The sequence below is a fragment of the Curtobacterium sp. PhB25 genome (assembly GCF_004365375.1).
Taxonomy (GTDB): Bacteria; Actinomycetota; Actinomycetes; order Actinomycetales; family Microbacteriaceae; genus Curtobacterium.
Genome location: NZ_SODR01000009.1, coordinates 121631 through 147543, shown reverse-complemented (window position 1 = coordinate 147543; position 25913 = coordinate 121631). Strand labels below are relative to the sequence as shown.

Genomic DNA, 25913 nt, shown 5'->3' with positions numbered 1-25913 from the left:
AAGACGGGCCGCGGATGGACGGGAGGCCCGGTGCCAGCTGGCACCGGGCCTCCCGTCCGCGCGTCAGCGCTCCGGAGCCTCGGCAGCGATCACCACGCGACGTGCGTCGGTGAGACCCGTTCCCAGAACGCCGACGCGGCGAACCCGGATCAAGCCTCGGCTCCGCCTCCAGGATTCGAACCCGGACCTAACGGCACCAAAGGCCGTCGTGCTGCCATTACACCAAGGCGGAACGCACCCGTGGGTGCACGTCCATCCTCCCATGACCGACGAGGCTGGCCGTCCGCCCCGGGTTCGGCCAAGATGGAGGGATGCCGCACCAGGACGAGGTCGACCGGATCGTCGCGGCGTGGGGTCGTGAGCGTGCCGACCTCGACTTCGGCCCGCTCGAGGTCCTGTCCCGCGTCGACCGGCTCGCGCGGCACCTGGACCGCGCGCGGCGAGCAGCGTTCGACGCGGGTGACATGGAGCCGTGGGAGTTCGACGTCCTCTCGGCCCTGCGGCGGGCGGGTGAGCCGTACGAGCTGAGCCCGAAGACCCTGCTGCAGCAAACCCTGGTGTCGAGCGGCACGATGACGAACCGTGTTGACCGGCTCACGGCGCGGGGCTTCGTGGGGCGACGGACCGACCCGAGGGACGGCCGCGGCATCCTCGTGTCGCTGACGGGCAAGGGCCGAGTGGCGGTGGACGCGGCGATCGCGGACCTGCTGGCCGCCGAACGCGACATCCTGTCCGGGGTCTCCGCCGACGAGCAGGGCCAATTGGCCGGGCTGCTCCGCCGACTCATCCTGGGTCTCGGGGACTAGCCTCCGGGCCATGCACGCGATCACCCTGGCCGTCGCCGACGTCGCACGATCGGCGGACTTCTACCGCGCCCTGCTCGGGATCGAGGGCAGCGGCGTCATCGGCACCGAGTACCCGCCGACCGAGACCGAGGCGGGTGGCACCACGGCGATGTTCACCCTGGACGACGGTCTGATCGTCAGCGTCTACGGGCGGGACGACATGGCGAAGGACTCCGGGCTGGCACTCGCGACGGCACCGAGCAGCACGATCGGGCACTTCGTCGACAGTCAGGCCGACGCCGAAGCGTTCCTCGACCGGGCCCGGATCGCCGGCGCGACGATGCTCGCGGCGCCGTACACGCGGCCGTGGGGCATGTGGTCCGGCTTCTTCCAGGACCCGGACGGCCACCTGTGGGAGGTCGTCGCGAACCCGGGCGGCGGGGCCCCCGAGGATGCGAAGCCAGCGGAGTAGACCCGCTCAGACCCCGAGCAGCTCCGCGACCTCGAGCCAGCGCTCCTCGAGCTGCTCGATCTCGGCCTCGTGCGCGGCGAGCTTCGCCTGCAGCTCCCCGAGCCCGGCGTAGTCCGACTGGTCGTGGGTGGCGAAGTCGTCGAGCAGCTTCTTCCGGTCCGCGCCGACCTTCGCGATCTTGCGGTCCAGCGCCGACATCTCCTTCTCGGCCGTCCGACGCTCCGCGCCCGACAGGCCCGAGGCCGCCGCAGCCGACGCGCCGGAACCGGCCGACGCACTGGATCCGGCCACGGCACCGGCCGAGCCGGTCCCGCCTGCGGTGTCGGGCCTCCCGGCAGACGCGGCGGCAGCCGCAGAAGCGGTCCCGCCACCGGTGCCGGCCGCACGCAGCCGCATGTACTCGTCGACGCCGCCGGGCAGGTGCCGCAGGTGCCCGCCGAGCACGGCGTACTGCTGGTCGGTGACGCGCTCGAGCAGGTACCGGTCGTGGGAGACGACCAGCAGGGTGCCCGGCCAGGTGTCGAGCAGGTCCTCCATGGCGGCGAGCATGTCGGTGTCGAGGTCGTTGGTGGGCTCGTCGAGGATCAGCACGTTCGGCTCGTCGAGCAGGATGAGCATGAGCTGCAGGCGGCGCTTCTGGCCACCGGACAGGTCCTTGACCGGCGTGGAGAGCTGCTCCGCCGTGAAGCCGAGACGTTCGAGCAGCTGCGCCGGCGTCATCTCCTTGCCGTCCGCGACGTAGCTCGTCTTCTTGCGGGCGACCACCTCGCGCACGCGATCGTTCGCGAACTGGGCCAGGTCGGCGAGCTGCTGGTCGAGGATCGCGACCTGCACCGTCTTGCCCGTCTTCACGCGGCCGCTCGTCGGCGCGAGCGTACCGGAGACGAGGTTGAGCAGCGTCGACTTGCCGGCACCGTTCGGGCCGAGGATGCCGGTCCGCTCCCCCGGTGCGATGCGCCACTCGATGCGGTCGAGGATCTGGGTGCCGTCGAACGAGACGCTGACGTCGAGCAGGTCGACGACGTCCTTGCCGAGGCGGGCGGTCGCCGTCTTCGCCAGCGCGACCGTGTCGCGGATCGGCGGGACGTCGTCGATCAGGGCGTTCGCGGCGTCGATGCGGAACTTCGGCTTGCTCGTCCGAGCCGGTGCGCCGCGGCGCAGCCACGCGAGCTCCTTGCGGGCCAGGTTCTGGCGGCGCTGCTCGCTGGCGGCTGCCTGCCGGTCGCGCTCGACGCGCTGCAGGATGTACGCCGCGTAGCCGCCCTCGAACGGGTCGACGACGCCATCGTGGACCTCCCACGTGTCGGTCGACACCGCGTCGAGGAACCACCGGTCGTGCGTCACGACCACCATCCCGCCCTGGTTCGACGACCAGCGACGGTTGATGTGCTCGGCGAGCCACTGGATGCCCTCGACGTCGAGGTGGTTCGTGGGCTCGTCGAGGAACAGGACGTCCCAGTCGCCGACGAGCAGCCGCGCGAGTGCCACGCGGCGGCGCTGGCCACCGGACAGCTCGTCGACGCTGACGTCCCACGGGATGTCCGACACCAGGCCGCCGATGACGTCGCGGATCTTCGGGTCGCCGGCCCACTCGTGCTCTTCGAGGTCGCCGACGACGGTGCTGCCGACGGTCGCGCCCTCGGGCAGGATGTCGCGCTGGTCCAGGTAGCCGACGGTCAACCCGCGGCGGTGCGTGACACGGCCGTCGTCGGGTTCGAGGCGCTGGGACAGCAGCGCGAGGAGGGTCGACTTGCCGTCGCCGTTGCGTCCGACCACGCCGATCCGGTCCCCCTCGTCGATGCCGAGGGTGACGTTGTCGAAGACGACCTTGGTGGGGAACTCGAGATGCAGGTTCTCGGCGCCGAGGAGATGAGCCACGCGTCAAGGGTAGGCGGCGTGGCGGGGTGGTCGGTGCGGGGGGGGGTGTGGGTGGGGTCGGCCGGGGCCGGGGCGGGCGCACGGTGCGGGCTTGTTCGAGTGGTGCGAGGTTGACCGCTCGGTGCGAGGTTGTAGCGGCGCACGGAGTGGGCAACCTCGCACCAGCCGACCGACCGCGCACGGTGCGACGGTGCGACGGCGCATCGGTGCGTCGGCCTGGAAGCGCGGGTCAGCGCGGTCGCACGGTGCGGGCTTCGGCAGGTGGTGCGAGGTTGACCGCTCGGTGCGAGGTTGTAGCGGCGCACGGAGCGCACAACCTCGCACCGGCCGACCGACCGCGCACGGTGCGCCCGTCGCGTCGGTGCGCCGGCGCGTCGACCTGGAGGCCCGGGTCAGCTCGCGGGGGCCGGCGCGGCTCCGGCTGTCGGGTACGTCAGCTCGCGGGAGCGGCGTCGCCCTCGCCGGCGGCTTCCTTCGCGCGCTTCAGGCGAGCCTGCGCCTCCCAGTACTCGATCTCGCGCTCGAGCTCGGCGAGCTCCTGCTCCGTGCCGCTGATGCGCTTGGCGCCGTGGGCGTTCCGGGCATCGCCGAGGGTGGCGTACCGGTCCTCGTGACGGGCGGGTTCGATGTAGCGGCCGTGGTTCCGCTCACCCGGGGCCCAGTCGTGGCCGATGGCGAACCAGACGATGCTGCCGACGACGGGGATCAGGATCACGAGGATCACCCACGCGATCTTCGGGAGTCCGCGGATCTGATCGTCGTTCTTCGTCAGGATGTCGATCAGGGCGAAGACCAGCAGGATGACGGTGATCCCGGGCAGCAAGACGCTCATGTTCGCGATTCTATGGAGAACCTGAGGGCTGTCGCCACGCCCCGAACGCCTGCCGGTGTTGCGATCCGGCCACGGTCAGCTGCGGGGCCGTACAGGGTCGACGTCCGTGCGGTGCTGGGCTGCGAGACAGCGCCGGGCGAGCACGGTGCGACGCACCGACCACAAGAACTGGGCACCCGTGAACAGACTTCCGGTCAGGTAGACCGGCCAGAAGGCCGTCCCCGCGACGCCGATCGACGACCAGACGACGAGCAACCCGGCCTGCATCGGGAGTGCGGCACCGCTCGCCAGGTCGGTCGCGACGGCGTCGACCACGATCCGTCGATCCGCCGGCGCGTCCGCCTGGCCGACCGCCGCACGGGAGACCGCACGCTGCTCACGCTGCAACAAGGACGCGACGACCTGCTCACGGACGACGGTGCGTCCTGCACGGCGCCGGAACCGGACGGCTCGGATGATCTCCACCACCAGGATGAGCACCGCGATGCTGAGTCCGACGGTCGAGAGCATCAGCCGTGCATCGGAGTCCGGGGGCAGCGCGACGCCGACGAGCACCAGCAGCGCGATCACGAGGGCCACCGCCAGGACGAACCCGCGGATGGGCAGGACACGACGGTCACGCGGCTGCGCGAGGTACGCCTTCGCCCGGATCTCCGCGTCGGCCCACCGCCGATCGGCGGCCGTCTGTGCTTCGGTCACCGATCTGAGTGAACCAGCTCGACCTGAGCATCCGTCACAGCGCCGCGACCCACTCGTCCGTGCCGTCGGTGAACCGCTGGTGCTTCCAGATCGGCACCCGCTCCTTCACCAGATCGACCAGCTCCCCGCACGCTGCGAACGCCTGCGCCCGGTGCGACGACGCCACCGCTGCGGCGAGCGCGACGTCCCCGATGCCGAGCGACCCGACGCGGTGCAGCACGGCGATGCGGACGTCGGGGTGGGCGTCGGCGACGGTGCGGGCGACCTCGGCGATGACGTCGCCGGCGCTGGGGTGCCGCTCGTAGTCGAGCGCGGTGACGCCCTTGCCGCCGTCGTGGTCGCGGACGACGCCGGCGAAGGTGACGACGGCGCCGTCCTGGTCGGTGGCGACGACGGCGGAGACCTCGTCGACGGTGATCCCCCGGTCGACGACGTCGGCGAGGACGACGCGCGCATCCGGCGCCGGGGTCGGGGCCGGCGACGCGGTCACGACGCGCTCCGCGGCGCGTGGCCCTCGCCGTGCACCTGCGCGAGCACGTGCTCGACAAGCCCGTCGAGCACGGCCAGTCCGTCCGCCACCCCGCCGCGCGACCCGGGCAGCGTGACGATCAGGGATCCGCCGGTGCTGATGCCGGCGATGCCGCGGCTCAGCAGTGCGGTCGGACCGGCCCCCGCGAGCCCGCGACGACGGACCTCTTCGAGGACACCGGGCAGCTCCAGGTCGATGAGGGGCGCGACGGCCTCGGGCGTCCGGTCGGTCGGGGTGACGCCGGTGCCCCCGGTCGTGATGACGATCCGGGCCCCGGCCAGCAGTTCGGCGGTCACGGTCTCGGTGATCGCCCCGCCGTCGGGGACGATCACGGGCTCGGCGACGGTGAAGTCCCGCTCGCGCAGCCACCCCGCGATGACGGGCCCGGTGCGGTCGAGTGCCGGATCGGCGGCGGCCTGCGTGGACACCACCACGACGGCGGCACGGCCCCTGGTCGGCTGCGAGGTCATCGGTTGCTCCAGTCTCCGGACCGACCGCCGTGCTTCTCGAGCACTCGGACGTCCGTGATCGAGGCCGACCGGTCGACGGCCTTCACCATGTCGTACACGGTCAGCGCGGCGACGCTCGCGCCGGTCAGCGCTTCCATCTCGACGCCGGTGCGCGAGGTCGTGCGGACCGAGACCTCGATCAGCACGCGGTCGTCGGCGCCGGTGATGTCGACCTGCACCCCGGCGATGGGGAGCGGGTGGCAGAGCGGGATGAGGTCGGAGGTCTTCTTCACGGCCATGATCGCGGCGATGCGGGCGGTGCCGATGACCTCGCCCTTCGGCAGGGAGCCGTCGAGGATGCGAGCGACGACATCGGGCCGGGTGACGAGCGTGGCGGTGGCGGTCGCCGAGCGGTCGGTCACGTCCTTCGCGGACACGTCGACCATGTGCGCGGAGCCGTCGGCGCGCACGTGCGACAGCTCGGCCGCGTCGGACGGATCGGCCGGCTCGGACGTGGCGACGGGTTCGGTCATCGGAGACTCCAGACGGTCAGGACGTCACCGGGCTCGACGGCGTCGACCCCCACCGGGACGTGCACGAGGTGCGTGGCGGCGGCGTAGTGCGCGAGCAGGTGGGAACTCGGTCCGCCCACGAAGTGGACGACCCCGTCGGCCACCCGGCCACGCCGCACCTGGTGCTTGCCACCCGGTGACTGCGCAGCCGAAGCAGCGGGCAGGTGCAGCTCGGGACGGTCGGCCGGCAGCCCGACGAGGGGCGCGAGCAGCGGACGGAGGAAGACCTCGAACGAGACGAGCGCCGACACCGGGTTGCCGGGGAACGACACCACCGGCACCGGTCGACCGGCGAGCTCCACGCTGCCGAACGCCTGCGGCCCGCCGGGCTGCATCGCGACCGGGGTGACGGCGAGCCCGCGGGGTTCGAGTGCCTGCCGCACGACCTCGTACGCGCCCGCACTGATGCCCCCGGTGGTGAGCACGAGGTCGGCCCAGTCCCCCACGGCGTCGTCGAGCTCGGTGACGAACGCGTCGACGTCGTCAGGAACCCGGACCGTGCGGGACGAAGCACCGATCTCGGCGAGCGCCGCCTGCAGCGCGATGCCGTTCGCGTCGCCGATCGTCGCCGCGTCGGTGTCGGCTCCCTGCAGCTCGGACCCCGTCGAGACCACGAGCACCCGCAGTGGTCGACGAACCTGCACGGTGGACACTCCGGCGGCTGCGAGCGCACCGAGCAGGGCGGGGGTGATCGGCGCTCCGGTCGGAGCGATGGATGCACCGAGGGCCAGGTCGCTGCCGGTCGCCCGCACGAAGGTGCCCGGCACGAGGTCGGCGGGCACCGTGACGTGCCCCAGTTCGAGCGCAGCCGGGAACGACCCCGGCGACGTGGCCTCCACCGGGAAGACGGCATCGGCACCGTCGGGGATCCGCGCGCCGGTCATGATCGGTGCCGCTGTGCCGGCGGAGAGCGGTGCGGGGACGACCCCGGCGGGGATGGGCGCGACGACCCGGACGTCCTGCCCGGCATCGGCCACCCGGACCGCGAAGCCGTCCATCTGGCTGTTGTCGAAGGGCGGCAACGGGACCGGTGCGGCAACGGGTGCAGCGAGCACGCGGTGCCCGTGACCGGCACGGCCGTCGACGGCCAGGTCGTCGATACGCCACGACGCAGCCCCGAGGCCCGCCAGGACCGGCGCGAGCAGCGCCGCCAGGTCGTCGCGGTGCTGACCGATCGTTCGCACAGGTGCCTCCGAACAGGGATGGTGTCGCCGCTCCCGGTTCGTCCGGGGCCGGCGTCAGTAGCGTATCCAGCGCGCAGACCGCGCCGACGACCTTTCGGAGGACCTGTGGAGAACGACGAAGCCGTGACGATCGGTGTCATCGGGGGCTCCGGCCTCTACCAGCTGTTCGAGGAGGGGACCGCCGAGGAACTGGACGTGCCGACGCCGTTCGGCCCGACATCGAGCCCGATCAGCATCGGCACGATGTCCGGACGTCGGGTCGCGTTCCTCACCCGGCACGGTCGTGAGCACTCCGTCGCCCCGCACCGCATCAACCACCGCGCGAACCTCTGGGCGCTCCGCTCCCTGGGCGTCCGGGCGATCGTGTCCTCGAGCGCCGTCGGTGGTCTGCACCCCGACTACGCCCCGGGCACCTTCGTCGTGACCGACCAACTCATCGACCGCACCTTCGGCCGCGCGGACACGTTCTTCGAGGACGACGTCCAGCACCTGTCGTTCGCCGACCCGTTCGACCCGACGCTGCGGCGCGCAGCCGTCGACGCGATCGCCGCACTCGACGTGCCGTTCCGTCCGACCGGCACGTGCGTCGTCATCCAGGGCCCCCGCTTCTCGACGCGCGCCGAGTCCGTCTGGCTGCGCGAGGCCGGTGGCCACACCATCAACATGACGATGACCCCGGAGGTCCCGCTCGCCGCCGAGCTCGGCATCGCGACCGTCAACCTGTCGTTCGTCACCGACGCCGACGCCGGCCTGGCCCCGACCGAGGACGAAGCCGCCGCAGCGGCCGCCCACGCGGCCACGGCGGACACAGCGGCCACGGGCGACGCAGCCGACGACGCCGGCGCCCCCGTCACCCACGCCCTCGTGATGGAGCGTCTCGCCCGCGCCAACGAGGTGATCGTCCGCGCCATCGGCGGGATCGTCGGCGCGATCCCCGCCGACTTCACGCCGCGCGAACTCGTCCCGGCGAGCGCCAGCGCCAGCATCATGCAGACCCAGCCCACCGCCGCGACCACGGGACCCACCGCATGACCCGCCTGCTCGTCACCGGCGGCGCCGGCTTCATCGGCTCCGCGATCGTCCGCCGCGCGCTGGCCGACGGCCACGAGGTCCGCGTCCTCGACTCCCTCCGCGACGACGTCCACGGCGACGCCGGCGAGGTCGTGCGCGCGCACCAGCAGCAGGGCATCGAGTTCGTGCACGGCGACGTCCGCGACCGGGTCTCGCTCGACGCCGCGCTCGACGGCGTCGACGTCGTCTGCCACCAGGCCGCCAAGGTCGGCCTCGGCGTCGACTTCCAGGACGCCCCCGACTACGTCTCGTCGAACGACGCCGGCACCGCGTACGTCCTCGCCGGCATGGACCGGCACGACATCGGCCGACTCGTCGTCGCGAGCTCGATGGTCGTCTACGGCGAGGGCGCCTACACGACGTCCGACGGCGAGCCCGTCCGTCCGCCGGCCCGCCGCCGCGAGGACCTCGACGCCGGTCGCTTCGACCCGATCGGCCCGGACGGTCATCCCCTGCTGCCCGGACTGATCGACGAGTCCGCCGCGCTCGACCCCCGCAACGTGTACGCGCAGACGAAGGTCGCGCAGGAGCACCTGGCCTCGAGCTGGGCGCGCGCGACGGGCGGCCGGGCGATCGCGCTCCGCTACCACAACGTCTACGGGCCCGGCATGCCCGCGAACACCCCCTACGCCGGTGTCGCCTCACTGTTCCGCTCGGCGCTGGCCCGCGGCGAGGCCCCCCGCGTCTTCGAGGACGGCGCCCAGCGCCGGGACTTCGTGCACGTCGACGACGTCGCCGGAGCGAACGCCGCCTCGATCGCCGCGACCGCCGACCAGCCCGCCGACTCGTTCCGCGCGTACAACGTCGGGTCCGGGGTCGTGCACACGATCGGCGACATGGCCGCGGCGATCGCGGGCCCCGACGGCCCCCAGCCGGTCGTCACGGGCGAGTACCGCCTGGGCGACGTCCGGCACGTCACGGCGAGTTCGGACCGCATCGCCGCCGAGCTCGGCTGGCGCGCCGAGGTCGACTTCGCGGCCGGCATGCGCGACTTCGCGACCGCTCCCCTCCGGAGCGCCGTCCAGTAGCCCCACTTCGTGAGCAGGAATGGTCGGGTCACCGGACGCGACCCGACCATTCCTGCTCACGAAGCGCCCGCCCCGCGCCCCGCGCCCCGCGCGACCACGCGGCGGACGTGACCGGACACGAACGCCCGCCACGGGCCTCCCGTCCGCCTGTCCCCCGTTCTGGGGACCCAACCCCGAAACAGTGCGCTGACTGACCAGCGGGTACAGATTTCCTGTACCCCGACGCGCGTCGTCGTGTTACGTCGAGTGCATGACAGGACAGACCCGTCGATCTGACGACCGGCACCGAATGACGGACATGAGTGTCGACGTCATCCTCCCGTGCCTCGACGAGGCCGATGCCCTGCCGAAGGTGATCGCTCGCCTGCCGGAGGGCTACCGCGCGATCGTGGTGGACAACGGCTCGACCGACGGTTCCGCCGACGTCGCCCGCGCCCACGGCGCCCTCGTCGTCACGGAACCGGTGAAGGGCTTCGGCTCCGCCTGCGCCGCGGGCGTCGCGGCCGCCACTGCCGACTTCGTCGCCTTCTGCGACGCGGACGCCTCGATGGACCCCGCCGAACTGCCGCCGCTGGTCGACCGCGTCGCGAGCGGCCGCGTCGACCTGGCGCTCGGACGACGTGTCCCGACGAGCGCGGGCGCGTGGGCGCCGCACGCCCGGTTCGCGAACCGCGTCCTCGCCGTCCTCATGCACCGCGCGACCGGCTACCGCCTGCGCGACCTCGGCCCGATGCGCGTCATGCGCCGCGAGGACCTCGTCGCCCTGGACCTGCAGGACCGCCGCAGCGGCTACCCGCTCGAGATGGTCCTGGCCGCGCACGCGGCAGGCTGGCGCGTCGACGAGTCCGACATCGGCTACGCGCAGCGCATCGGCGACAGCAAGGTGACCGGGACGCTCCGCGGCACCATCAACGCGGTCCGCGACATGACCCGCCTGCTGCGCGCGTACCGCCGGGAGGCCCGTGTCCGGGTCGTCGCCCCGGCGTCCGTCCGCCACGTGGCCGGCTCCACCGCCGCGACCGGTTCCGCGGCACGGCCCGACTCCGCACCCGTCACCGCCTCGGTCGAGGGGACGCGCGCATGACCGCCGGCATCACCGTGGCCGTGGTCGCGAAGGAGTGCCTGCCCGGCAAGGTGAAGACCCGCCTGACCCCGGCGCTCTCACCCGAGGGTGCCGCCCGTGTGGCGTCCGCGAGCCTCGCCGACACCCTGTCGACCGTCCGCGCCCTGCCCGCAGAGCGCCGCGTGCTGTTCTTCGACGGCGACGTCGTCCCGGAGTCGGCCGAGGGCTTCGACGTCCTCCACCAGCCCGGCGGCGGGCTCGACGAGCGCCTCGGCTTCCTGTTCGACGCGATCGACGGCCCGTTGCTGCTCGTCGGGATGGACACCCCGCAGGTGTCCACGGACGCGCTCGCCCCGGTGTTCGACCGGCCCGAGCGCGACGCGTGGTTCGGCCCCGCCGAGGACGGCGGCTTCTGGTCGCTGTACGTGCAGGCCCCGACCGGCGACCTGCTCCGCGGCGTCCCGATGTCGCAGGACGACACCGGCGCCGTCCAGCTCGCACGCCTGACCGACGCCGGCCTCGACGTCGGGATCCTCGGCGAACTGCTCGACGTCGACACCATGCCCGACGCCGAACGCGTCGCCGAACTCGCGCCGGACTCCGGCTTCACCCAGGCACTCCGTGCCGAGACCGCGGGGAGTCTCCGATGACCATGCACGCACCCGTCTCCTTCGGCGCCGGCGGCGGCGAGCCGTACGCCCGGGCACTGCGCTCGGACGGACGGCTCCGGCTGACCGACCCGGACCGTCCCGACGTCGTCACGACGATGGACGTCGGCCGGTGGAGCGCCGCGGCCGACCGGGTCGACCGCTCGCTGCTCGACGACGCCGACGGCCCCGTGATCGACATCGGCTGCGGCCCCGGGCGGATGCTCGTCGCCGCGCGCAACCGCGGCATCCCCGCACTCGGCGTGGACGTCTCCGCCGAGGCCGTGGCGATCGCCCAGCGGTCCGGTGGCACCGCGATCCAGGGATCGGTGTTCGACGCGGTCCCCGACGAGGGCCACTGGGACACCGCCCTGGTCATCGACGGCAACATCGGCATCGGTGGCGACCCCGCCGCCCTGCTCGAGCGCTGCGGCGAGATCGTCCGCGCCGGTGGCCGGGTGATCGTCGAGACGAACCCCGACCCGCTGGCCGACCGGGTGTACACCGCCCGCGTGGTGGACGCCGACGGCCACGAGAGCGCCGGGTTCCCCTGGGCCGAGGTCGGACTCGACGCGCTGCACCGGCACGCGGCAGACGCCGGCCTCGTGGCGCGGCAGAGCTGGACGGTCGCGGGCCGGAGCTTCTGCGAGCTCATGGCCTGATCACGCACGTTCGTGCACTTGTTTTGCATCGTGCAAGACAGTCACGTACGGTCGAGCGCATGACGAACAGCACCTTCCCGCTCGGCGGCACCTTCGTGTCCGGACTCCGCGGCCGTGACGAGCGCGGGTCCTTCACGGGCACCCGCTCCACCGACTCGGTCGGCACCTACACGGGTGCGCCGATCAGCGGACGCCTCGGGCGCTTCACCGACGTGCAGCGGTCGCGTCCCGGCACCTGGACCGCCTCCACCCGCACGGCCACCGGCTCGTTCCGCACGGCGACCGGCTCGTTCCGCACCGCCTGAGCCGTGCCGTCGACCCGGTCGGCGGACACGGCTCCGGCCGCGCTCTGCGGCCCGGGCTGTGCGCCGGCCGGACGCGTCCGGGTGCGCGATGCCAGGATGGACCCATGAACGACCGCGCCGGCACCCCCGCGACCGCAGACGACCTCGTCGACATCGACGCGCTCGTCGCCGCCTACTACGACCGTGTGCCCGATGTCTCCGTCGCCGAGCAGCAGGTCGTGTTCGGTACCTCCGGCCACCGCGGCTCCTCGCTCGACTCCGCCTTCAACGACACCCACATCGCCGCGATCACGCAGGCGATCGTCGAGTACCGGCAGTCGCAGGGCACCGACGGCCCGCTCTTCATCGGGCGCGACACCCACGCCCTGTCCGGCCCCGCCGAGCGCACCGCGCTCGAGGTCCTCGCCGCCAACGGCGTGCACGTCCTGGCCGACAGCGACAACGGCTACGTGCCGACCCCCGCGTTGAGCCACGCGATCATCCGCTACAACCGCGCCGGCAACCCCGACACGGCGGACGGCATCGTCATCACGCCGAGCCACAACCCGCCCCGCGACGGCGGCTTCAAGTACAACCCGCCGCACGGCGGCCCCGCCGACAGCGACGCCACGAGCTGGATCGCCAACCGGGCGAACGCGATCATCGAGGGCGGCAACGCCGAGGTGCAGCGCACCGAGCACGCCACCCCCGACCGCTACGACTTCCTGCACACCTACGTCGCCGACCTCGAGAACATCATCGACATCGCCGCGATCAAGCGTGCCGGGGTGAAGATCGGCGCCGACCCGCTCGGTGGCGCATCGCTGCCGTACTGGAACCTCATCCGCGACCACTACGGGCTCGACCTGACCGTCGTGAACCCGGACGTCGACCCGACCTGGTCGTTCATGACGCTCGACTGGGACGGCAAGATCCGGATGGACCCGTCGAGCCCCTCGGCGATGGCCTCGGTCCTGGCGCACAAGGACGAGTTCGACGTCCTGACGGGCAACGACGCCGACTCCGACCGGCACGGCATCGTCACGCCCGACGGCGGCCTGATGAACCCGAACCACTACCTCGCCGTCGCGATCGAGTACCTCTACGCACACCGTCCGGCCTGGCGCGACGACGCCGCCATCGGCAAGACCCTGGTGTCGTCGAGCATCATCGACCGCGTCGCAGAATCGCTCGGGCGCCGTCTGTGGGAGGTCCCGGTCGGCTTCAAGTGGTTCGTGCCCGGCCTGATCGACGGCTCCGTCGCGTTCGGTGGCGAAGAGTCGGCGGGTGCGTCGTTCCTGCGCACCGACGGCACGGCGTGGACCACCGACAAGGACGGCATCATCCTGGCGCTCCTGGCGTCCGAGATCGTCGCGGTCACCGGCAAGACCCCCTCGCAGCTGTACGTCGAGCTGACCGAGCGCTTCGGTGACCCGGTCTACCAGCGCGTCGACGCCGCGGCCTCGAAGGAGCAGAAGGCACGCCTGTCGAAGCTCGACGGCGACGCCATCACCGCCGAGACCCTGGCGGGCGACCCGATCACCGCGAAGCTGTCGAAGGCCCCCGGCAACGACGCGGCCGTCGGCGGCGTCAAGGTCGTCACCGACAAGGCCTGGTTCGCCGCACGACCGTCCGGTACCGAGGACGTCTACAAGATCTACGCCGAGAGCTTCGTCGGGCAGGAGCACTTGGAGCAGGTGCAGCGCGAGGCCAAGGAGATCGTGGACGCCGCGCTCGGCGCCTAGCCGACCACCCGCAGGACCCGCACTGGCGGCGGTCGAGGATCAGTCCTCGGCCGCCGCCAGTGCCAGTTCGCAGAACATCGCGTCGGCCCACGAGAACCACGGGCGCGAGAACTGTGTCGGGTCCTCGACGTCGAACGACTCGTGCATGTCGCCGGTCCCGCCGTCGGTCGCCACGAGCACGTCGAGCAGCTCCCGACGGCGCGCCGGCGACCCGGACACGAGGCCCTCGACCGCCAGGGCGATCGGCCACACCCGCTGCGGCAACGTGTGCGGGCTGCCGACACCGGCGGCCGCGGTGCCGCTGAACCAGAACGGGTTCGCCGGTGACAGCACGAAGTCCCGCGTCGCCGCCCACACCGAGTCGTCGAGCACCGACGGCGCCGACAACGGCAGGGACAGCAGCGACGGGGTGTTCGCGTCGTCCATGCGCAGCACACCACCGAGCCCGTCGACCTCGTAGGCGTAGACGTCCTCCCCCGCCGGCCCGGGCACGACGCCGTGCTGCCGGACGCCGTCCAGGATGCTCGCGCGCAGCACGTCGGCGTCGTCCGCCAGGCCCGTGTCGGACCAGACGTCCCGGGCGATCGCGGCGACGGCGAGCAGCGCCTCGGCGGCGAACAGGTTCGCGGGCACGTTGTAGCCGTACGTGCAGGCGTCGTCCGACGGGCGGAACCCGCACCACGTCATGCCCGTCACCGCGACCGGGGTGCCGCGGCCGTCGCGCGCGAGGGTCTCGGTCGGGATCGCCCCGTCGCGCACGAACCGGTAGGCCGATGCGTCGTGGTCCTGTTCGGTCCGCCACTGCGCCACGATCGTGCGGAACACCCGGTGCGCCCGTTCGTCCAGCACCGCGGTCGACCCGGTCGCCCGCCACAGCGCGTACGCGAAGGTCACCGGGTAGGCCAGGCTGTCGACCTCGTACTTCTGCTCCCACACCAGCGGGTCGGCGTTCAGGTCGTCGGGGTCGTAGTGCGCGCCGTTCGGCTCGCGGTTGAACGAGTTGGCGTAGGGGTCGTGCTCGATCAGCCGGAACTGCCGCCGCACGACCGCCCAGAGCAGGTCCGCGAGCGCCGGGTCGTCCGCCACGAACCGCAGGTACGGCGTCATCTGCGTCGTCGAGTCGCGGAGCCACATCGCCGGGATGTCCCCCGTGATCACGAAGGCGCCGTCGTCGTCGAGCGAGATCGTGTCCCGCAGCGTGCGGACCAGCGCGCGCTCAACGCGGTCGCCGACCTCGGTGCCGACCGCGGCTCGGACCCGGTCGGCGGCCGCCACCAGCGTCGGCGTGATCTCCTCGAGCTGCGTCTGCGTCACGACACCCATCGCACTGACTCCTGTCCGTCGGTGACGCGGACGGTCCGCGTCGACCCGGGTGGATCGAGCACGTCGTCCGTCCAGCAGTCGAGTTCGAGCGGCCGTGCACCGAGCCGGAGACCAGCGTCCCACGTGCCGAGCGCATCGAGTCCGAGCGCGTACGCGGTGTCGACGGTCCCACCGGCGGGCACGTCGACCGTCACCAGGGCGAGCAGTCGTCGTCGCCGCGGACGGACACCGGGTTCACGCCGCCGCCCCCACAGGGGCACCGAGACCCGACGGGGTGCGTCCGACGTGTTGCGCACCGTCACCGGGACGGTCACCGTGCCCCCGGCCAGGAGGCGCACAGCAGTCACCGCGTCGCTCCCCTCCGCCAGGCGGACGTCCACCCCGCCACCCGGCCCGGGTGCACCGGTCACGGTCGAGCGGCTGGTCACGTCGACGTAGCCGCGCGCCGTCTCGAGGCGTTCGTCGTGCGCCACGGGCAGGACGCCGTCGGCGCCGGGCCACGTCGCGGGGAGTCGCCCCTCGGCCGGGGCGCCGAACAGCACGTCCGCGACGGCTCGACCGCCGGAGGGCCCCGGGAACGGCACGACGAGCACGCTGTCGGCCAGGGCGAGCACCTCACTCAGGACCCGTGGTCGACCGTCGACGACGACCGCGACGACCGGCAGACCGCTCTCGCGGGCGGCGCGGAGCACGTCGAGCTGCGCGTCGGGCACGGCGATCGAGGCCAGGTCGACCCCCTCGCCGTTCGTGGTGTCCGGTGCCGGACCGCTGACGGCGCCGTTGTCCTCGAAGCCGTCGTCGTACGCGCGACGACTCGAGCCGCCGAGCACCACCACCGCCACGTCGGCGCCGAGGAGCGCCGTGCGGACCGCGAGGAGCCCGTCGGGGCCCGGCAGGGGCTGTCGGAGCCCGCTGCCCCGGGCGGTGCGGATCCGGGCGGGGCCGAGCCGGGCCTCCAGGGCGGAGCGGACGGTGGACGCACCGGGGTCGACGGGCGGCCGCGGAGGTGAGTAGTCGCCGAGCAGGGCGTCGACGTCGTCGGCGTTCGGGCCGACCACGGCGACGACGGCGTCGGGTGCGATCGCGGGCAGCGCTCCGCCCAGGGCGACCACGGCGCGGTGAGCGGCGCGTTCAGCGAGCGCGATGGTCGCGCGTTCCGGTGGCTCGGCGTTCTCGGCCGGGCCGGGTGCTGGTGCAGGTGCAGGTGTCGCCGGTGGTGCTGTCGGTGTCGCGAGCAGGCCGACGCGGCGCTTCAGGGCGAGCACCCGGTCCACCGCGCGGTCCAGGTCGCCGGTGCTGATCAGGCCCCGGTCCAGTGCCCCGTCGAGGTGCGTGTAGGACTCGTCCCACAGGCTCAGGTCGACCCCGGCACGGAGCGCGAGCGCAGCCGCCGAGGCCGGGTCGGGGGTGACGTCGCGCAGCCGGTCGATGGCGGTGCCGTCGGCCATCACGAGCCCGTCCCAGCCCCACGTGTCGCGGATCGTGGTGGTGAGCAGGTCGCGGTTGCCGCAGCACGGCACCCCGTCGACGTCGTTGTACGCCGCCATGAACCCGGCGACGTGTTCGCGTGCCGCGGCGAGCGCTGGCGGCAGGTGCACCTCGGCGAGCTCACGGCGGCCGATCGGGGCGCCGGAACCGTTCCGCCCACCGATGCCGGCGCCCTGCCCGGCCAGGTGCTTCGCGACGACCGCGACGTGTCGGTCGTCGATCGGGCCCGGACCGCCGCCCTGCATGCCCCGGACGGTGGCGGCGACCATGATCGCGGCGAGCGCGGCGTCCTCGGACCAGCACTCCTCGCTCCGACCCCACCGGGGATCGCGCAGGACGTCGAGCCCGGAGACGAGGGCGACGTGGGTACCGCGGGCGCGGACCTCGGCGGCGACCGCGGCCGCGAGGTCCTCGACGAGCTGCTCGTCCATCGCGGCGCCGAGGGCGAGGTTCACCGGCACTGTCGTGCCGCCGAGGGCCTGCAGCCCGTGCGGGACCTCTTCCACGAAGAGCGTCGGGACGCCGCCGTCACTGTGCGCGACGACGTGGTCCTGCACGGCGGCGTAGGCCTCGGCGGAGCGTTCGGGTGGGATGCCGTTGCCCCAGTGCACGCCGGACCAGGGGTCGGCGCGGAGCACACCGTAGACCGCGCCGATCCCGCCCCACCGGTCGACCTCGGCGCGCAGGACGTCGGTGATCCGCGGGCGGCCGTCGACCCAGCGGACGGCCTCCCAGCCCTTCAGGCGCTGGTTGAGCTGGCCGATGCGGGCGCGGACGTCGAGGCTGGTCGCGGTCGGGTGCGCGGTCTGGTGCTCGGTCATCCCTTGATCGCTCCGGAGACCAGAGCGCGCTGCATCTGGCGCTGCAGGATCGAGTACACGAGGTACACCGGCAGCAGCGTGAACAGCGTGCCGGCCATGAGCATCCCGTAGTCGGTGCCGGCGTCGACCTTCAGCGTCGGGAGCGCCACCTGGATCGTCCGCTGCGCCGTGTCCGGCCCGATGAGCACCAGGGCGTACAGGTACTCGTTCCAGAACGACAGGAAGTTCAGCAGCAGCACGGTGGCGATGCCCGGGATGCAGATCGGCAGGTACACCTGGCGCATCACCTGCCACGCCGAGGCGCCGTCCATCGACGCGGCCTCCTCCAGCTCGCGCGGGATCGTTCGCATGAACTGGGTCAGGATCACGACGGCCAGGGGCATCGCGGTCGCGGGCAACAGGAGCACGAGGAACGTCCGGGTGTGGAACAGCCCCATCCCGGCCGCGAGCAGGAACGTCGGGAACAGCGCCGCGAACGACGGGATGAGGAACCCGAGCGAGAACAGTCCCTCGACGATGCGTCCGGCGCGGCCGGTGGCCCGGGCGAGGGCGAACGACGCCGGCAGCGCGAGGACGAGGGTCAGCACCAGGGCCGCCACCGTCGTGATCGCCGAGTTCGCGATGGCCGGTCCGAGCGAGGCCTGGCGGATCGCCTCGGTGAAGTTCGACAGGTCCCACGACGCGGGCAGCGCCAACGGGGACTCGAAGATGCCGTCGTTGTCCTTGAACGACGACACCACGAAGTAGTAGAAGGGCAGGATCAGCAGGGCGGCGTAGATCCACGCCACGGTGCCGCTCGTGATGGAGCCGATCCGGTCACGCAGCCGGATGCCGGCGGTGGGTTTCGCCATGGTGGTCTCCCGGGGTCTGTCGGTCAGGGGCGGTCAGTGGGTCTTGCGCAGGACCCGGCGGATGACGAACATCCCGGCGAGTCCGAGCACGAACAGGACGACGCCGACGGCCTGGCTGTAGCCGAGGTCGGTGTCGACGAACGCCTTCTGGTACACGAGGTACGACAACGTCGTGGTCGCGGTGCCCGGGCCGCCCTGGGTCAGCAGGAGCACGTTCTGCGCCGAGCTGAAGAGCATCGAGAGGAACTGCAGCATCGCCACCACCCCGATGAAGTCGCGGGCGATCGGCCAGTACACACCCCACGCCAGCCGCCACGATCCGGCGCCGTCCATGCGGGCGGCCTGCACGACCTCGGTGTCGACGCCGTCGAGCCGGCTCGCGATGAGCACCGCCGAGTACCCGATGCCTGCCCACAGGTCGACGACGATGAGCGCGCCGAGGGCGGTCGCGGGGTCGGCCAGCCAGGCCTTGCCGCCGATGCCGAGCGTCGCGAGCACCCCGTTGACCAGGCCGTCGGGGTTGAGCATCGCGTAGAACATCATCGCCGTGGCCGGTGCCGAGATGAGCGCCGGGATGAAGAGCAGGTAGCGGAGCACCTTGTGCCCGCGCGGCTTCTGCACGACGTGGAAGGCGAGCAGGAACGCCAGCACGATCATGATCGGCAGCCCCACCACGATCTGCACCGTGCTGTTCCGGACCGCGGCCCAGAACGTCTCGTCGGAGAACAGCACCCGGAAGTTGTCGAGCCCCGCGAACGTCGGCGACACGAGCATGCCGGGCCAACTCAGGAAGGCGATCACGATCATCGCGACGACCGGCCCGATCATGAACAGGCCGTACCAGACGAGCGCCGGGATCGCGAAGGTCGGGAAGCTGCCGCGGCTGCTGCCGACGGCGCGGGATCCGCGGCGGGCGGGCCCGGGCGGGGTCGACGCCGACCGGACGGGTGGTTCCTCGACGAGCACTGCCATGGGGAGCTCCTTCTCGCAGGGTCGGGTGGGTCAGGCGGCCGTGTAGGCGCGCTCGAAGAGGTCGATGATGCGGTCGGCCGAGGTGCCCGAGCCGTACGCCAGGCTGGTCGCACGGATCATCGGCTCGTACGCCGAGTCGGGCACGAGCAGGTCGGGCAGCATCACCGGGGTGACCTGGTCGTCGGTGAGCTTCGACGCCTGGGCGACGAGCGGGAAGTCACGGCTGACGGTGTCGGTGATCCGGCTCATGTCGCGGCCGGAGTCGAGGACGAACTCGGTCGTCACCGCCGACGAGTACAGGTACTGCACGAACGGCTTGATGAGGTCGAGCTTCGCCCGGCCGTTCTCGCTGATCCAGATGCCGTGCCCGTTGTAGCTCTTGATGACGCTCGGGTGCGCGATGGCCGCGTGCTGCGAGGGGACCGGCCAGCCGCCCACGGTGACCTCCTTCGCGCGTTCCTTCGACACCAGCGCCAGCGCGGAGGACATCGCGGGGACGATCGCGGCCTTGCGCGTCGTGAACTGCGTCAGTTCGGAGTCCGAGGTGAACCCCTGCACCGAGTCCACGAAGACCCCGGCGTCGCGGAGCTCGACGAAGTGCTCGACGCCGCGGACCGCACCGGCGCTCTCCGAGATCCTGCCCGTGGAGAAGACCTTCGCCGCTTCGCCCTGGGACACGAACCCCTGGATCACCTGCATGAGGAGCTTCTGCCCGCTCCAGTCCGACCCGCCGACGGTGACCGGCCCGATGCCGGCGGAGCGCAGGCGGTCGGCTGCGGCGATGAGCGCGTCCGAGGTCGTCGGGATCTCGCTGACACCGGCCTGTTCGAGCAGCGCCGTGTTGAACGACACCGGCCAGTTCGTCCGGGTGAACGGGAACGCCCGGAGCCGGCCCTGGTCGTCGGTCCACTCCTCGAGCGCCTCCGGGATGATCTTGTCGCGCAGGTCCCACTCGTCGAGGTACCGGGAGACGTCGATCGTGGCGTCCTCACCCGTCCAGGACAACGTCCGCCCGACCATGTTCACGATGGCGACGTCGGCTTCCTTGCCGGCGAGGGAACTCGTCTCGAAGACGATCGGCAGGTCGGACCCGTTCGACAGCAGGGCGACCTTGCGGTCCGTGCAGCGGCGGTAGGCGGCGACGACGTCCGTGAACGTCTGCGCGCCCGCGACCGCGCCGCTGAGCTGGGTGTGCACGCTCAGCGTGCCGGGGCCGCTCGAGGCCGGGGTGAGGGCGCTGCACCCGGCCAGGATCGGCGCGAGGATGCCGGCGCCGAGCCCGGCCCCGATGAGGGTGCGCCTACTGATGCCGTCCGTCACGGTGCCTCCCTGGCAGTGGATGGTGGAGCGATCGCGATGCATTTGGTACAGCGGTGTACTTCAGGTGACGAGCAACGTATACCGCTTTACACGACGTGGTCAAGCCTCTACGCTCGACGGCATGAGCGACACCACCGCCGGAGCCGTCGACCGACGCCGCGTGACCATCGCGCAGGTCGCCAAGCGCGCCGGCGTCTCGACCTCGGCGGTCTCGCACGTGTTCAACGGGCGGCCGAACGTGTCCGCCGCCACCGCGGCCCGCATCCGCAAGGCCGCCGACGACCTGAACTGGCGGCCGAACCTGGCGAGCCGCAAGCTCTCCGGCAACGCGGGGCACAGCCTGGGACTGGTCCTCGCCCGCTCACGCGACACCTTCCAGCGCGACCCGTTCACGATGCGGCTGATCGCCGGGCTGACCGAACCCCTCGCCGCGATCGGGTGGTCGCTGTCCGTCACCCTCGTGCAGGCCGACGACGAAGCCGCCGTCTACCGGCAGTGGTGGACCGAGCAGCGGGTCGACGGCTTCCTGCTCGTCGACGTCCGTACCGACGATCCCCGCATCCCGATGCTGCAGCACCTGGCGGCCCCGGCCGTCATGCTCGGCGCACCGATCGCCGGCAGCACCGTCCCGGCGGTCACGGTGGGCGACGCCGACGCGACCGAGTCCCTGCTCGACCACCTCGGTTCGCTCGGCCACCGCCGGATCGCCCGCGTCGGGGACGGCCCGGCACTCGCGCACACCGGCGCCCGCGACGCCCGCTTCACCGCCGCAGCCGCGCGCCGGGGCGTGGACGCGCTCGTGCTCGGGTGGCGAGCCGACGCCGAGGACCCGGTGGCCGACCTGCTCGCCCGACTGGACCGCGCCACCGCGATCGTCCTGGACGGCGAGGCGATCGCGGCCGAGGTGATCGCGCACGCCCCCGAGCTCGGCGTCCGCGTGCCCGAGGACCTGTCCGTCGTCGCGTGGGAGGACTCGTGGGTCTCGTCGATCGTGCGTCCGTCGCTGACCGCCCTGGACGCCCCCGTCGAGGAGTCCGCCCGCACCGCCGTCGCCCTGGTCGAACGACTCGTCCGCGGCGACGAGGTCACCGATGCCGAGGTCGGCGGGCGCGCCCTGCACGTCCGCGGCTCGACCGGCCCCGCCCCAGCCGCCGCCACCGTTCCCTGACCGAAGGAGACCGATGACCACCGCCACGCGCTTCGGCGTGAACTACGTGCCCTCGACCGACTGGATGTTCCAGTGGCAGTCGGTGGAGGAATCCGCGATCCGCCGCGACCTCGAGGCGATCGCCACCCTCGGCCTCGACCACGTCCGGCTGTTCCCGCTGTGGCCGACCCTGCAGCCGAACCGCACACTCATCCGCCGACGGGCCCTCGACGACGTGGCCCTGGTGGTCGACATCGCCGCCGAGTTCGGGCTGGACGCCAGTGTCGACGTCGTCCAGGGGCACATGTCCGGCTTCGACTTCGTCCCCGCCTGGCTCGTGAACTGGCACGACGGCAACATGTTCACGGACCAGCCGGCGATCGACGCGCAGGCCGCCCTGGTCGCCGCCGTGTACGACGCGGTGCGCGACCGCCCGAACTTCACGGGGCTGACCCTGGGCAACGAGCTCAACCAGTTCCAGCCACCGAACCCCGCCGCGATGCCCGCCGACACCGCGCAGGTGACGCACTGGCTCGAGTCCCTGCTCGGCGCACCCCGCGACAAGGACCCGCGACACGTCGTCACGCACTCCGAGAACGACCACCTCTGGTACCGCGACGGCCACCCGTTCGTGCCAGCGCACGCCAGCCGCCTCGGGGACGTCACGACCGTGCACTCCTGGATCTTCAACGGGGTGGCCGGTCGGTACGGCGCACTCTCCGACGAGTCCGTCCGGCACGCCGAGTGGATGATCGAGCTCGCCCGCGCCTTCGCCACCGACCTCGAGCGGCCCGTCTGGCTGCAGGAGGTCGGGGCACCCGACCGGCACCTCGCCGAGTCCGAGATGCCCGAGTTCCTCGAGCGCACGGTCGCGGCGGCCCTCACGACCGAACGCCTCCACGCGGTCACGTGGTGGTGCTCCCACGACGTCTCCCGCGACCTGGGCGACTTCAAGGACCTGGAGTACTCGCTCGGTCTGCTCGACGTCGACAACCGCGTGAAGCCGCTCGGCCGGCGCTACGCCGAGGTCGTCGCCGACGCACGGCGCTCCGCCCCGGTCCCGACCCCGCGCACGAGTGCCGTCGTGGTCGACGTCGACGCGGCCGACCTGCCGATCCGTCGGGCGGACCTGGCGCCGGGCGGCCCCGTCTTCGAGCGCTGGCACCGCCTGCGCGCCGCCGGTGAGGCCGTGACCGTCGTGACGAGCCGGACCGCAGCCGACCCCGCGGCGCTGGCGGCACGGGGTGTGACCCGGGTCGTGGAGACCGCAGCGGTCTGACGGGGCCGAGCCGGGCCTCCTGGCCATTAACCGGGATCGTCACCGAGCCCGCGATCCGGGCGTACCGTGACTGCCGATCCACACAGGAAGCCGCTCCTGAGCAACCGAGCACTTGCGGCAGATGTAACTTTGCAGGCAGCGCAAAAATCGTTTCGCCAGCGCATCGGTACCGGGAGACCCTGCTCATGACCCAGACGGCGACCGCACCCGCGGCCCCCACCACGGCGTCCAACGTCGTGATGAACCACCGACAGATCCTGTTGGTGATCTACGGCCTGATGGCCGGGATGTTCCTCGGAGCCCTCGACCAGACGATCGTCGGCACCGCGATCCGTACCATCGGTGACGACCTGCACGGCCTCGACCAGCAGGCCTGGGTCACCACCGGGTACCTGATCGCCTCGACCGTGACGACGCCGATCTACGGCAAGCTCTCCGACATCTTCGGTCGGCGGCCGCTGTTCATCACGGCGATCGGCATCTTCATCGTCGGGTCGTTCGCCGCGTCGTTCTCGACCTCGATGCTCATGCTCGCCGGGTTCCGTGCGCTGCAGGGTCTCGGTGCCGGTGGCCTGATGTCCCTGCCGCTGGCGATCATGGGCGACATGCTCGCCCCCCGCGAGCGGGCGAAGTACCAGGGCTACTTCCTGGCCGTCTTCGGCATCTCGTCCGTGATCGGCCCGCTCGTCGGTGGCGTCTTCGCCGGCGCGAGCGAGCTGCTGTTCATCTCCGGCTGGCGCTGGGTGTTCCTGATCAACGTGCCGATCGGCGTCATCGCGCTGTTCATGGTGCTGACGTTTCTGCACCTGCCGAAGTTCGGCGACCGCGGCAAGCCCCGGATCGACTGGTGGGGCGCGACGCTCGTCATCGTCACCCTCGTGCCCCTGCTGCTGATCGCCGAACAGGGCCGCGAGTGGGGCTGGAGCTCCCCCGGCGCCTTCGCCTGCTACGGCATCGGTGCAGCCGGCCTGATCGCGTTCATCATCGTCGAACGGGCGATGGGCAGCGACGCGATCCTGCCGATGAAGCTGTTCGGCTCGCGGGTGTTCTCGATGTCCGCGATCCTGTCCGTGCTCGTCGGCTTCGGCATGTTCGGCGCGATGCTGACCATCCCGCTGTACCTGCAGATCGTGAAGGGCGTCACCCCGACCGAGTCCGGGTTCGCGATGCTCCCGATGGTGCTCGGCCTGATGATCTCGTCGATCGCCTCGGGACAGATCATCTCGCGGACCGGCAACTACCAGGTCTTCCCGATCACGGGCACGGCGTTCACGGCCATCGGCTTCACGATCCTGACGTTCCTGACCGCCGACCGCCCCCTGTGGTTCCTGATGCTCGGCATGTTCGGCATCGGCCTCGGGCTCGGGCAGCTCATGCAGACGCTGACCCTCGCGGCGCAGAACTCGGTGTCCCCGCGGGACATCGGCGTCGCCACCAGCGCCGCGACGTTCTTCCGGCAGATCGGCGGCACCATGGGCACCGCCGTGCTGCTGTCCGTCCTGTTCACCCTGATGCCGACGAACATCACCGCGGCGATGCAGAACGAGACCGACCTGAAGAGCGCCCTCAACGCCGCGCTCACGCCCTCGGTCGCGAACGCCTCCGAGAACAAGGGCGTGATGGACCAGATCTGGACGAAGATCGTCGATCCCGTGCAGAAGAACGTGCAGGACGGCCTGAACAACGGCGCCGTACAGGCGAAGGAAGCCGCCGACGCTGCCGTCACGAAGCAGGTCACGGCCGCCGTGCAGCAGCAGGTCGCGGCCGGCAAGCTCCCCGCCGCCGCAGCCGACACCGTCATCGCCCAGCAGGTCGACGACGCCAAGCCGGCCGCCGAGCAGCAGGCCCTCGAGACGGCTGCGGCCAAGGCGAACGCGACCGTCGTCGACGGCACGCTGCAGGTCGACTACTCGGACAAGGCACAGCGCGAGAACGTCGTCGACGAGGTCGCCCCGACGCTCATCAAGCAGCTGAAGAGCGGCGACTCGAGTGCGAGCTCGTCCGGTTCCGCGGCGACGAGCGACACCTCGTTCCTGAACGGCGCGGACAAGCGACTCACCCGTCCGTTCCTGGTCGGTTTCAGCGACTCGGCCGTCCGCGTGTACTACGTCGGCCTCGCGGTGATCCTGCTCGCGTTCGTGCTGACCTGGTTCTTCCGGGTGCCGCCGCTGCGCAAGACCTCGGCGCTGCAGGAGCAGGCGGACGCCGCACGGACCGCTGACGCTGACGCTGCGGCTGCCGGTGCGGGCGCGGGTGCTGCCGGCGCCGGATCGGGTTCGGCCGCGATCGCGTCGTCGGACTCGGTGCCGACCTCGCCCGACGTACCCGCCCAGCCCCGGTCAGCACGCGCAGTGGGATCCTCGGACGTGTCGGTGCTACCGAACGACGTCGCCACGGATGACACCCGTGCTCCCCTGCCCGACGCCACAACGCACGGCGCGCACTCGGCGGCAGCGCCCGTGGACGAACCCCCGACGATGACCGGTGCCATCCGGACCCGGGCTGCGCACGCTGCCCCGGTGGTGGACGCCGGCGCCCCTGCGACCGGGGCCGACGCTGCGGAGGCGAGTCGGGCCTCCCGGCTGGACGACGCCGACGACGCGGCGCACCCGCACGGGCGGCACTCGGCCGAGTAGGCGCTGGCGCAGGTCGGCCCTGCCGACTCGGAACGACAAGGTCGACGTCGCACGACGTCGACCTTGTCGTCTCTGCGCGCGTGCAACTGTTGCGGGCGCGCGGTTGCGTCAACCTCGATGTCGTACGACGTCGAGGGTGTCGCACTGCGCGCGCCCTCGGTGCGTGTGCATGTTCC

24 protein-coding genes and 1 tRNA gene are annotated in these 25913 nt (G+C 72.1%); 12 read left to right on the top strand and 13 right to left on the bottom strand.

Annotated elements, in window-relative coordinates; translation table 11 throughout:
- Nucleotides 1-160: 160 nt before the first annotated feature.
- Nucleotides 161-232, bottom strand: a tRNA-Gln gene (locus EDF51_RS16745).
- 79 nt (nucleotides 233-311) lie between these two features.
- On the opposite strand from EDF51_RS16745, the gene EDF51_RS16740 reads away from it, so the two are divergent.
- The gene (locus tag EDF51_RS16740) at nucleotides 312-806 is read left to right on the top strand and encodes a MarR family transcriptional regulator (protein WP_123340195.1); all 495 of its coding nucleotides are present in this window, start codon (nucleotides 312-314) and stop codon (nucleotides 804-806) included.
- 10 nt (nucleotides 807-816) lie between these two features.
- Nucleotides 817-1257, top strand: coding sequence for a VOC family protein (locus EDF51_RS16735; RefSeq protein ID WP_131846980.1), 441 nt, complete (start codon nucleotides 817-819; stop codon nucleotides 1255-1257).
- A gap of 6 nt (nucleotides 1258-1263) precedes the next feature.
- Here EDF51_RS16735 and EDF51_RS16730 read toward each other — a convergent pair whose 3' ends face one another.
- The 7 genes from EDF51_RS16730 to glp form a co-directional block, all read right to left on the bottom strand.
- Complete coding sequence (locus EDF51_RS16730; RefSeq protein WP_123293713.1) at nucleotides 1264-3135, bottom strand: ABC-F family ATP-binding cassette domain-containing protein; 1872 nt, start codon at nucleotides 3133-3135, stop codon at nucleotides 1264-1266.
- A 433-nt stretch (nucleotides 3136-3568) separates the two neighbouring features.
- Complete coding sequence (locus tag EDF51_RS16725) at nucleotides 3569-3967, bottom strand: PLD nuclease N-terminal domain-containing protein (RefSeq protein WP_131880796.1); 399 nt, start codon at nucleotides 3965-3967, stop codon at nucleotides 3569-3571.
- A 75-nt stretch (nucleotides 3968-4042) separates the two neighbouring features.
- Nucleotides 4043-4666 (bottom strand): hypothetical protein, encoded by a 624-nt coding sequence (locus EDF51_RS16720; protein ID WP_131880794.1) that lies wholly within the window; start codon nucleotides 4664-4666, stop codon nucleotides 4043-4045.
- 34 nt (nucleotides 4667-4700) lie between these two features.
- Complete coding sequence (locus EDF51_RS20025) at nucleotides 4701-5084, bottom strand: molybdenum cofactor biosynthesis protein MoaE (protein WP_207913280.1); 384 nt, start codon at nucleotides 5082-5084, stop codon at nucleotides 4701-4703.
- Between the two features lie 68 nt (nucleotides 5085-5152).
- On the bottom strand, nucleotides 5153-5665 hold the full coding sequence (locus EDF51_RS20020) for a molybdopterin-binding protein (RefSeq protein WP_123937576.1): 513 nt from the start codon (nucleotides 5663-5665) through the stop codon (nucleotides 5153-5155).
- Complete coding sequence (gene moaC / locus EDF51_RS16710) at nucleotides 5662-6177, bottom strand: cyclic pyranopterin monophosphate synthase MoaC (protein WP_131880792.1); 516 nt, start codon at nucleotides 6175-6177, stop codon at nucleotides 5662-5664. The genes EDF51_RS20020 and moaC overlap by 4 nt, the downstream gene beginning before the upstream one ends.
- Entirely contained in the window at nucleotides 6174-7400 is a 1227-nt protein-coding gene (glp, locus tag EDF51_RS16705; protein WP_131880790.1) for a gephyrin-like molybdotransferase Glp, read from the bottom strand. Before glp ends, moaC begins: the two co-directional genes overlap by 4 nt.
- Nucleotides 7401-7505: 105 nt before the next feature.
- Here glp and EDF51_RS16700 point away from each other — a divergent pair, with 105 nt between their 5' ends.
- The 7 genes from EDF51_RS16700 to pgm all read left to right on the top strand — a co-directional run bounded on the left by EDF51_RS16700 (nucleotide 7506) and on the right by pgm (nucleotide 13900).
- Nucleotides 7506-8432, top strand: coding sequence for an MTAP family purine nucleoside phosphorylase (locus EDF51_RS16700; RefSeq protein WP_131880788.1), 927 nt, complete (start codon nucleotides 7506-7508; stop codon nucleotides 8430-8432).
- On the top strand, nucleotides 8429-9499 hold the full coding sequence (locus EDF51_RS16695) for an NAD-dependent epimerase/dehydratase family protein (protein ID WP_131880786.1): 1071 nt from the start codon (nucleotides 8429-8431) through the stop codon (nucleotides 9497-9499). Before EDF51_RS16700 ends, EDF51_RS16695 begins: the two co-directional genes overlap by 4 nt.
- Nucleotides 9500-9797: 298 nt before the next feature.
- On the top strand, nucleotides 9798-10583 hold the full coding sequence (locus tag EDF51_RS16690; RefSeq protein WP_347876526.1) for a glycosyltransferase family 2 protein: 786 nt from the start codon (nucleotides 9798-9800) through the stop codon (nucleotides 10581-10583).
- Nucleotides 10580-11212 (top strand): DUF2064 domain-containing protein, encoded by a 633-nt coding sequence (locus EDF51_RS16685; protein WP_131846973.1) that lies wholly within the window; start codon nucleotides 10580-10582, stop codon nucleotides 11210-11212. Before EDF51_RS16690 ends, EDF51_RS16685 begins: the two co-directional genes overlap by 4 nt.
- Entirely contained in the window at nucleotides 11209-11871 is a 663-nt protein-coding gene (locus tag EDF51_RS16680) for a methyltransferase domain-containing protein (RefSeq protein ID WP_123293702.1), read from the top strand. The genes EDF51_RS16685 and EDF51_RS16680 overlap by 4 nt, the downstream gene beginning before the upstream one ends.
- Before the next feature lie 59 nt (nucleotides 11872-11930).
- Nucleotides 11931-12176 carry a hypothetical protein gene (locus tag EDF51_RS16675; RefSeq protein ID WP_131846972.1) on the top strand — a complete coding sequence of 82 codons (246 nt, stop codon included), beginning with the start codon at nucleotides 11931-11933 and terminating at the stop codon, nucleotides 12174-12176.
- 104 nt (nucleotides 12177-12280) lie between these two features.
- Nucleotides 12281-13900, top strand: coding sequence for a phosphoglucomutase (alpha-D-glucose-1,6-bisphosphate-dependent) (pgm, locus tag EDF51_RS16670; RefSeq protein WP_131846971.1), 1620 nt, complete (start codon nucleotides 12281-12283; stop codon nucleotides 13898-13900).
- A gap of 39 nt (nucleotides 13901-13939) precedes the next feature.
- Here the strand turns inward: pgm and EDF51_RS16665 are convergent, their stop codons facing one another.
- From EDF51_RS16665 to EDF51_RS16645, 5 genes are read right to left on the bottom strand one after another with little or no spacing between them, the layout of a single operon-like run.
- The gene (locus EDF51_RS16665; RefSeq protein WP_243650108.1) at nucleotides 13940-15214 is read right to left on the bottom strand and encodes a glycoside hydrolase family 125 protein; all 1275 of its coding nucleotides are present in this window, start codon (nucleotides 15212-15214) and stop codon (nucleotides 13940-13942) included.
- Nucleotides 15211-17532 carry a glycoside hydrolase family 3 N-terminal domain-containing protein gene (locus EDF51_RS16660; protein WP_131880784.1) on the bottom strand — a complete coding sequence of 774 codons (2322 nt, stop codon included), beginning with the start codon at nucleotides 17530-17532 and terminating at the stop codon, nucleotides 15211-15213. The genes EDF51_RS16665 and EDF51_RS16660 overlap by 4 nt, the downstream gene beginning before the upstream one ends.
- A complete protein-coding gene (locus tag EDF51_RS16655; RefSeq protein ID WP_123293697.1) occupies nucleotides 17529-18383 on the bottom strand; it encodes a carbohydrate ABC transporter permease in 855 nt (284 codons plus the stop codon). Before EDF51_RS16655 ends, EDF51_RS16660 begins: the two co-directional genes overlap by 4 nt.
- Before the next feature lie 33 nt (nucleotides 18384-18416).
- Complete coding sequence (locus EDF51_RS16650; RefSeq protein WP_123293696.1) at nucleotides 18417-19355, bottom strand: sugar ABC transporter permease; 939 nt, start codon at nucleotides 19353-19355, stop codon at nucleotides 18417-18419.
- Between the two features lie 30 nt (nucleotides 19356-19385).
- Complete coding sequence (locus tag EDF51_RS16645; RefSeq protein WP_131846968.1) at nucleotides 19386-20675, bottom strand: ABC transporter substrate-binding protein; 1290 nt, start codon at nucleotides 20673-20675, stop codon at nucleotides 19386-19388.
- Between the two features lie 121 nt (nucleotides 20676-20796).
- Between EDF51_RS16645 and EDF51_RS16640 the strand changes: the two genes are divergently transcribed.
- The 3 genes from EDF51_RS16640 (at nucleotide 20797) to EDF51_RS16630 (ending at nucleotide 25737) form a co-directional block, all read left to right on the top strand.
- Nucleotides 20797-21843, top strand: a complete 1047-nt coding sequence (locus EDF51_RS16640; RefSeq protein WP_111085521.1) for a LacI family DNA-binding transcriptional regulator — start codon at nucleotides 20797-20799, stop codon at nucleotides 21841-21843.
- Nucleotides 21844-21856: 13 nt separating this feature from the next.
- Complete coding sequence (locus EDF51_RS16635; protein ID WP_131846967.1) at nucleotides 21857-23101, top strand: glycosyl hydrolase; 1245 nt, start codon at nucleotides 21857-21859, stop codon at nucleotides 23099-23101.
- Nucleotides 23102-23247: 146 nt separating this feature from the next.
- Nucleotides 23248-25737 carry an MDR family MFS transporter gene (locus EDF51_RS16630; RefSeq protein ID WP_279387372.1) on the top strand — a complete coding sequence of 830 codons (2490 nt, stop codon included), beginning with the start codon at nucleotides 23248-23250 and terminating at the stop codon, nucleotides 25735-25737.
- Nucleotides 25738-25913: the final 176 nt, after the last annotated feature.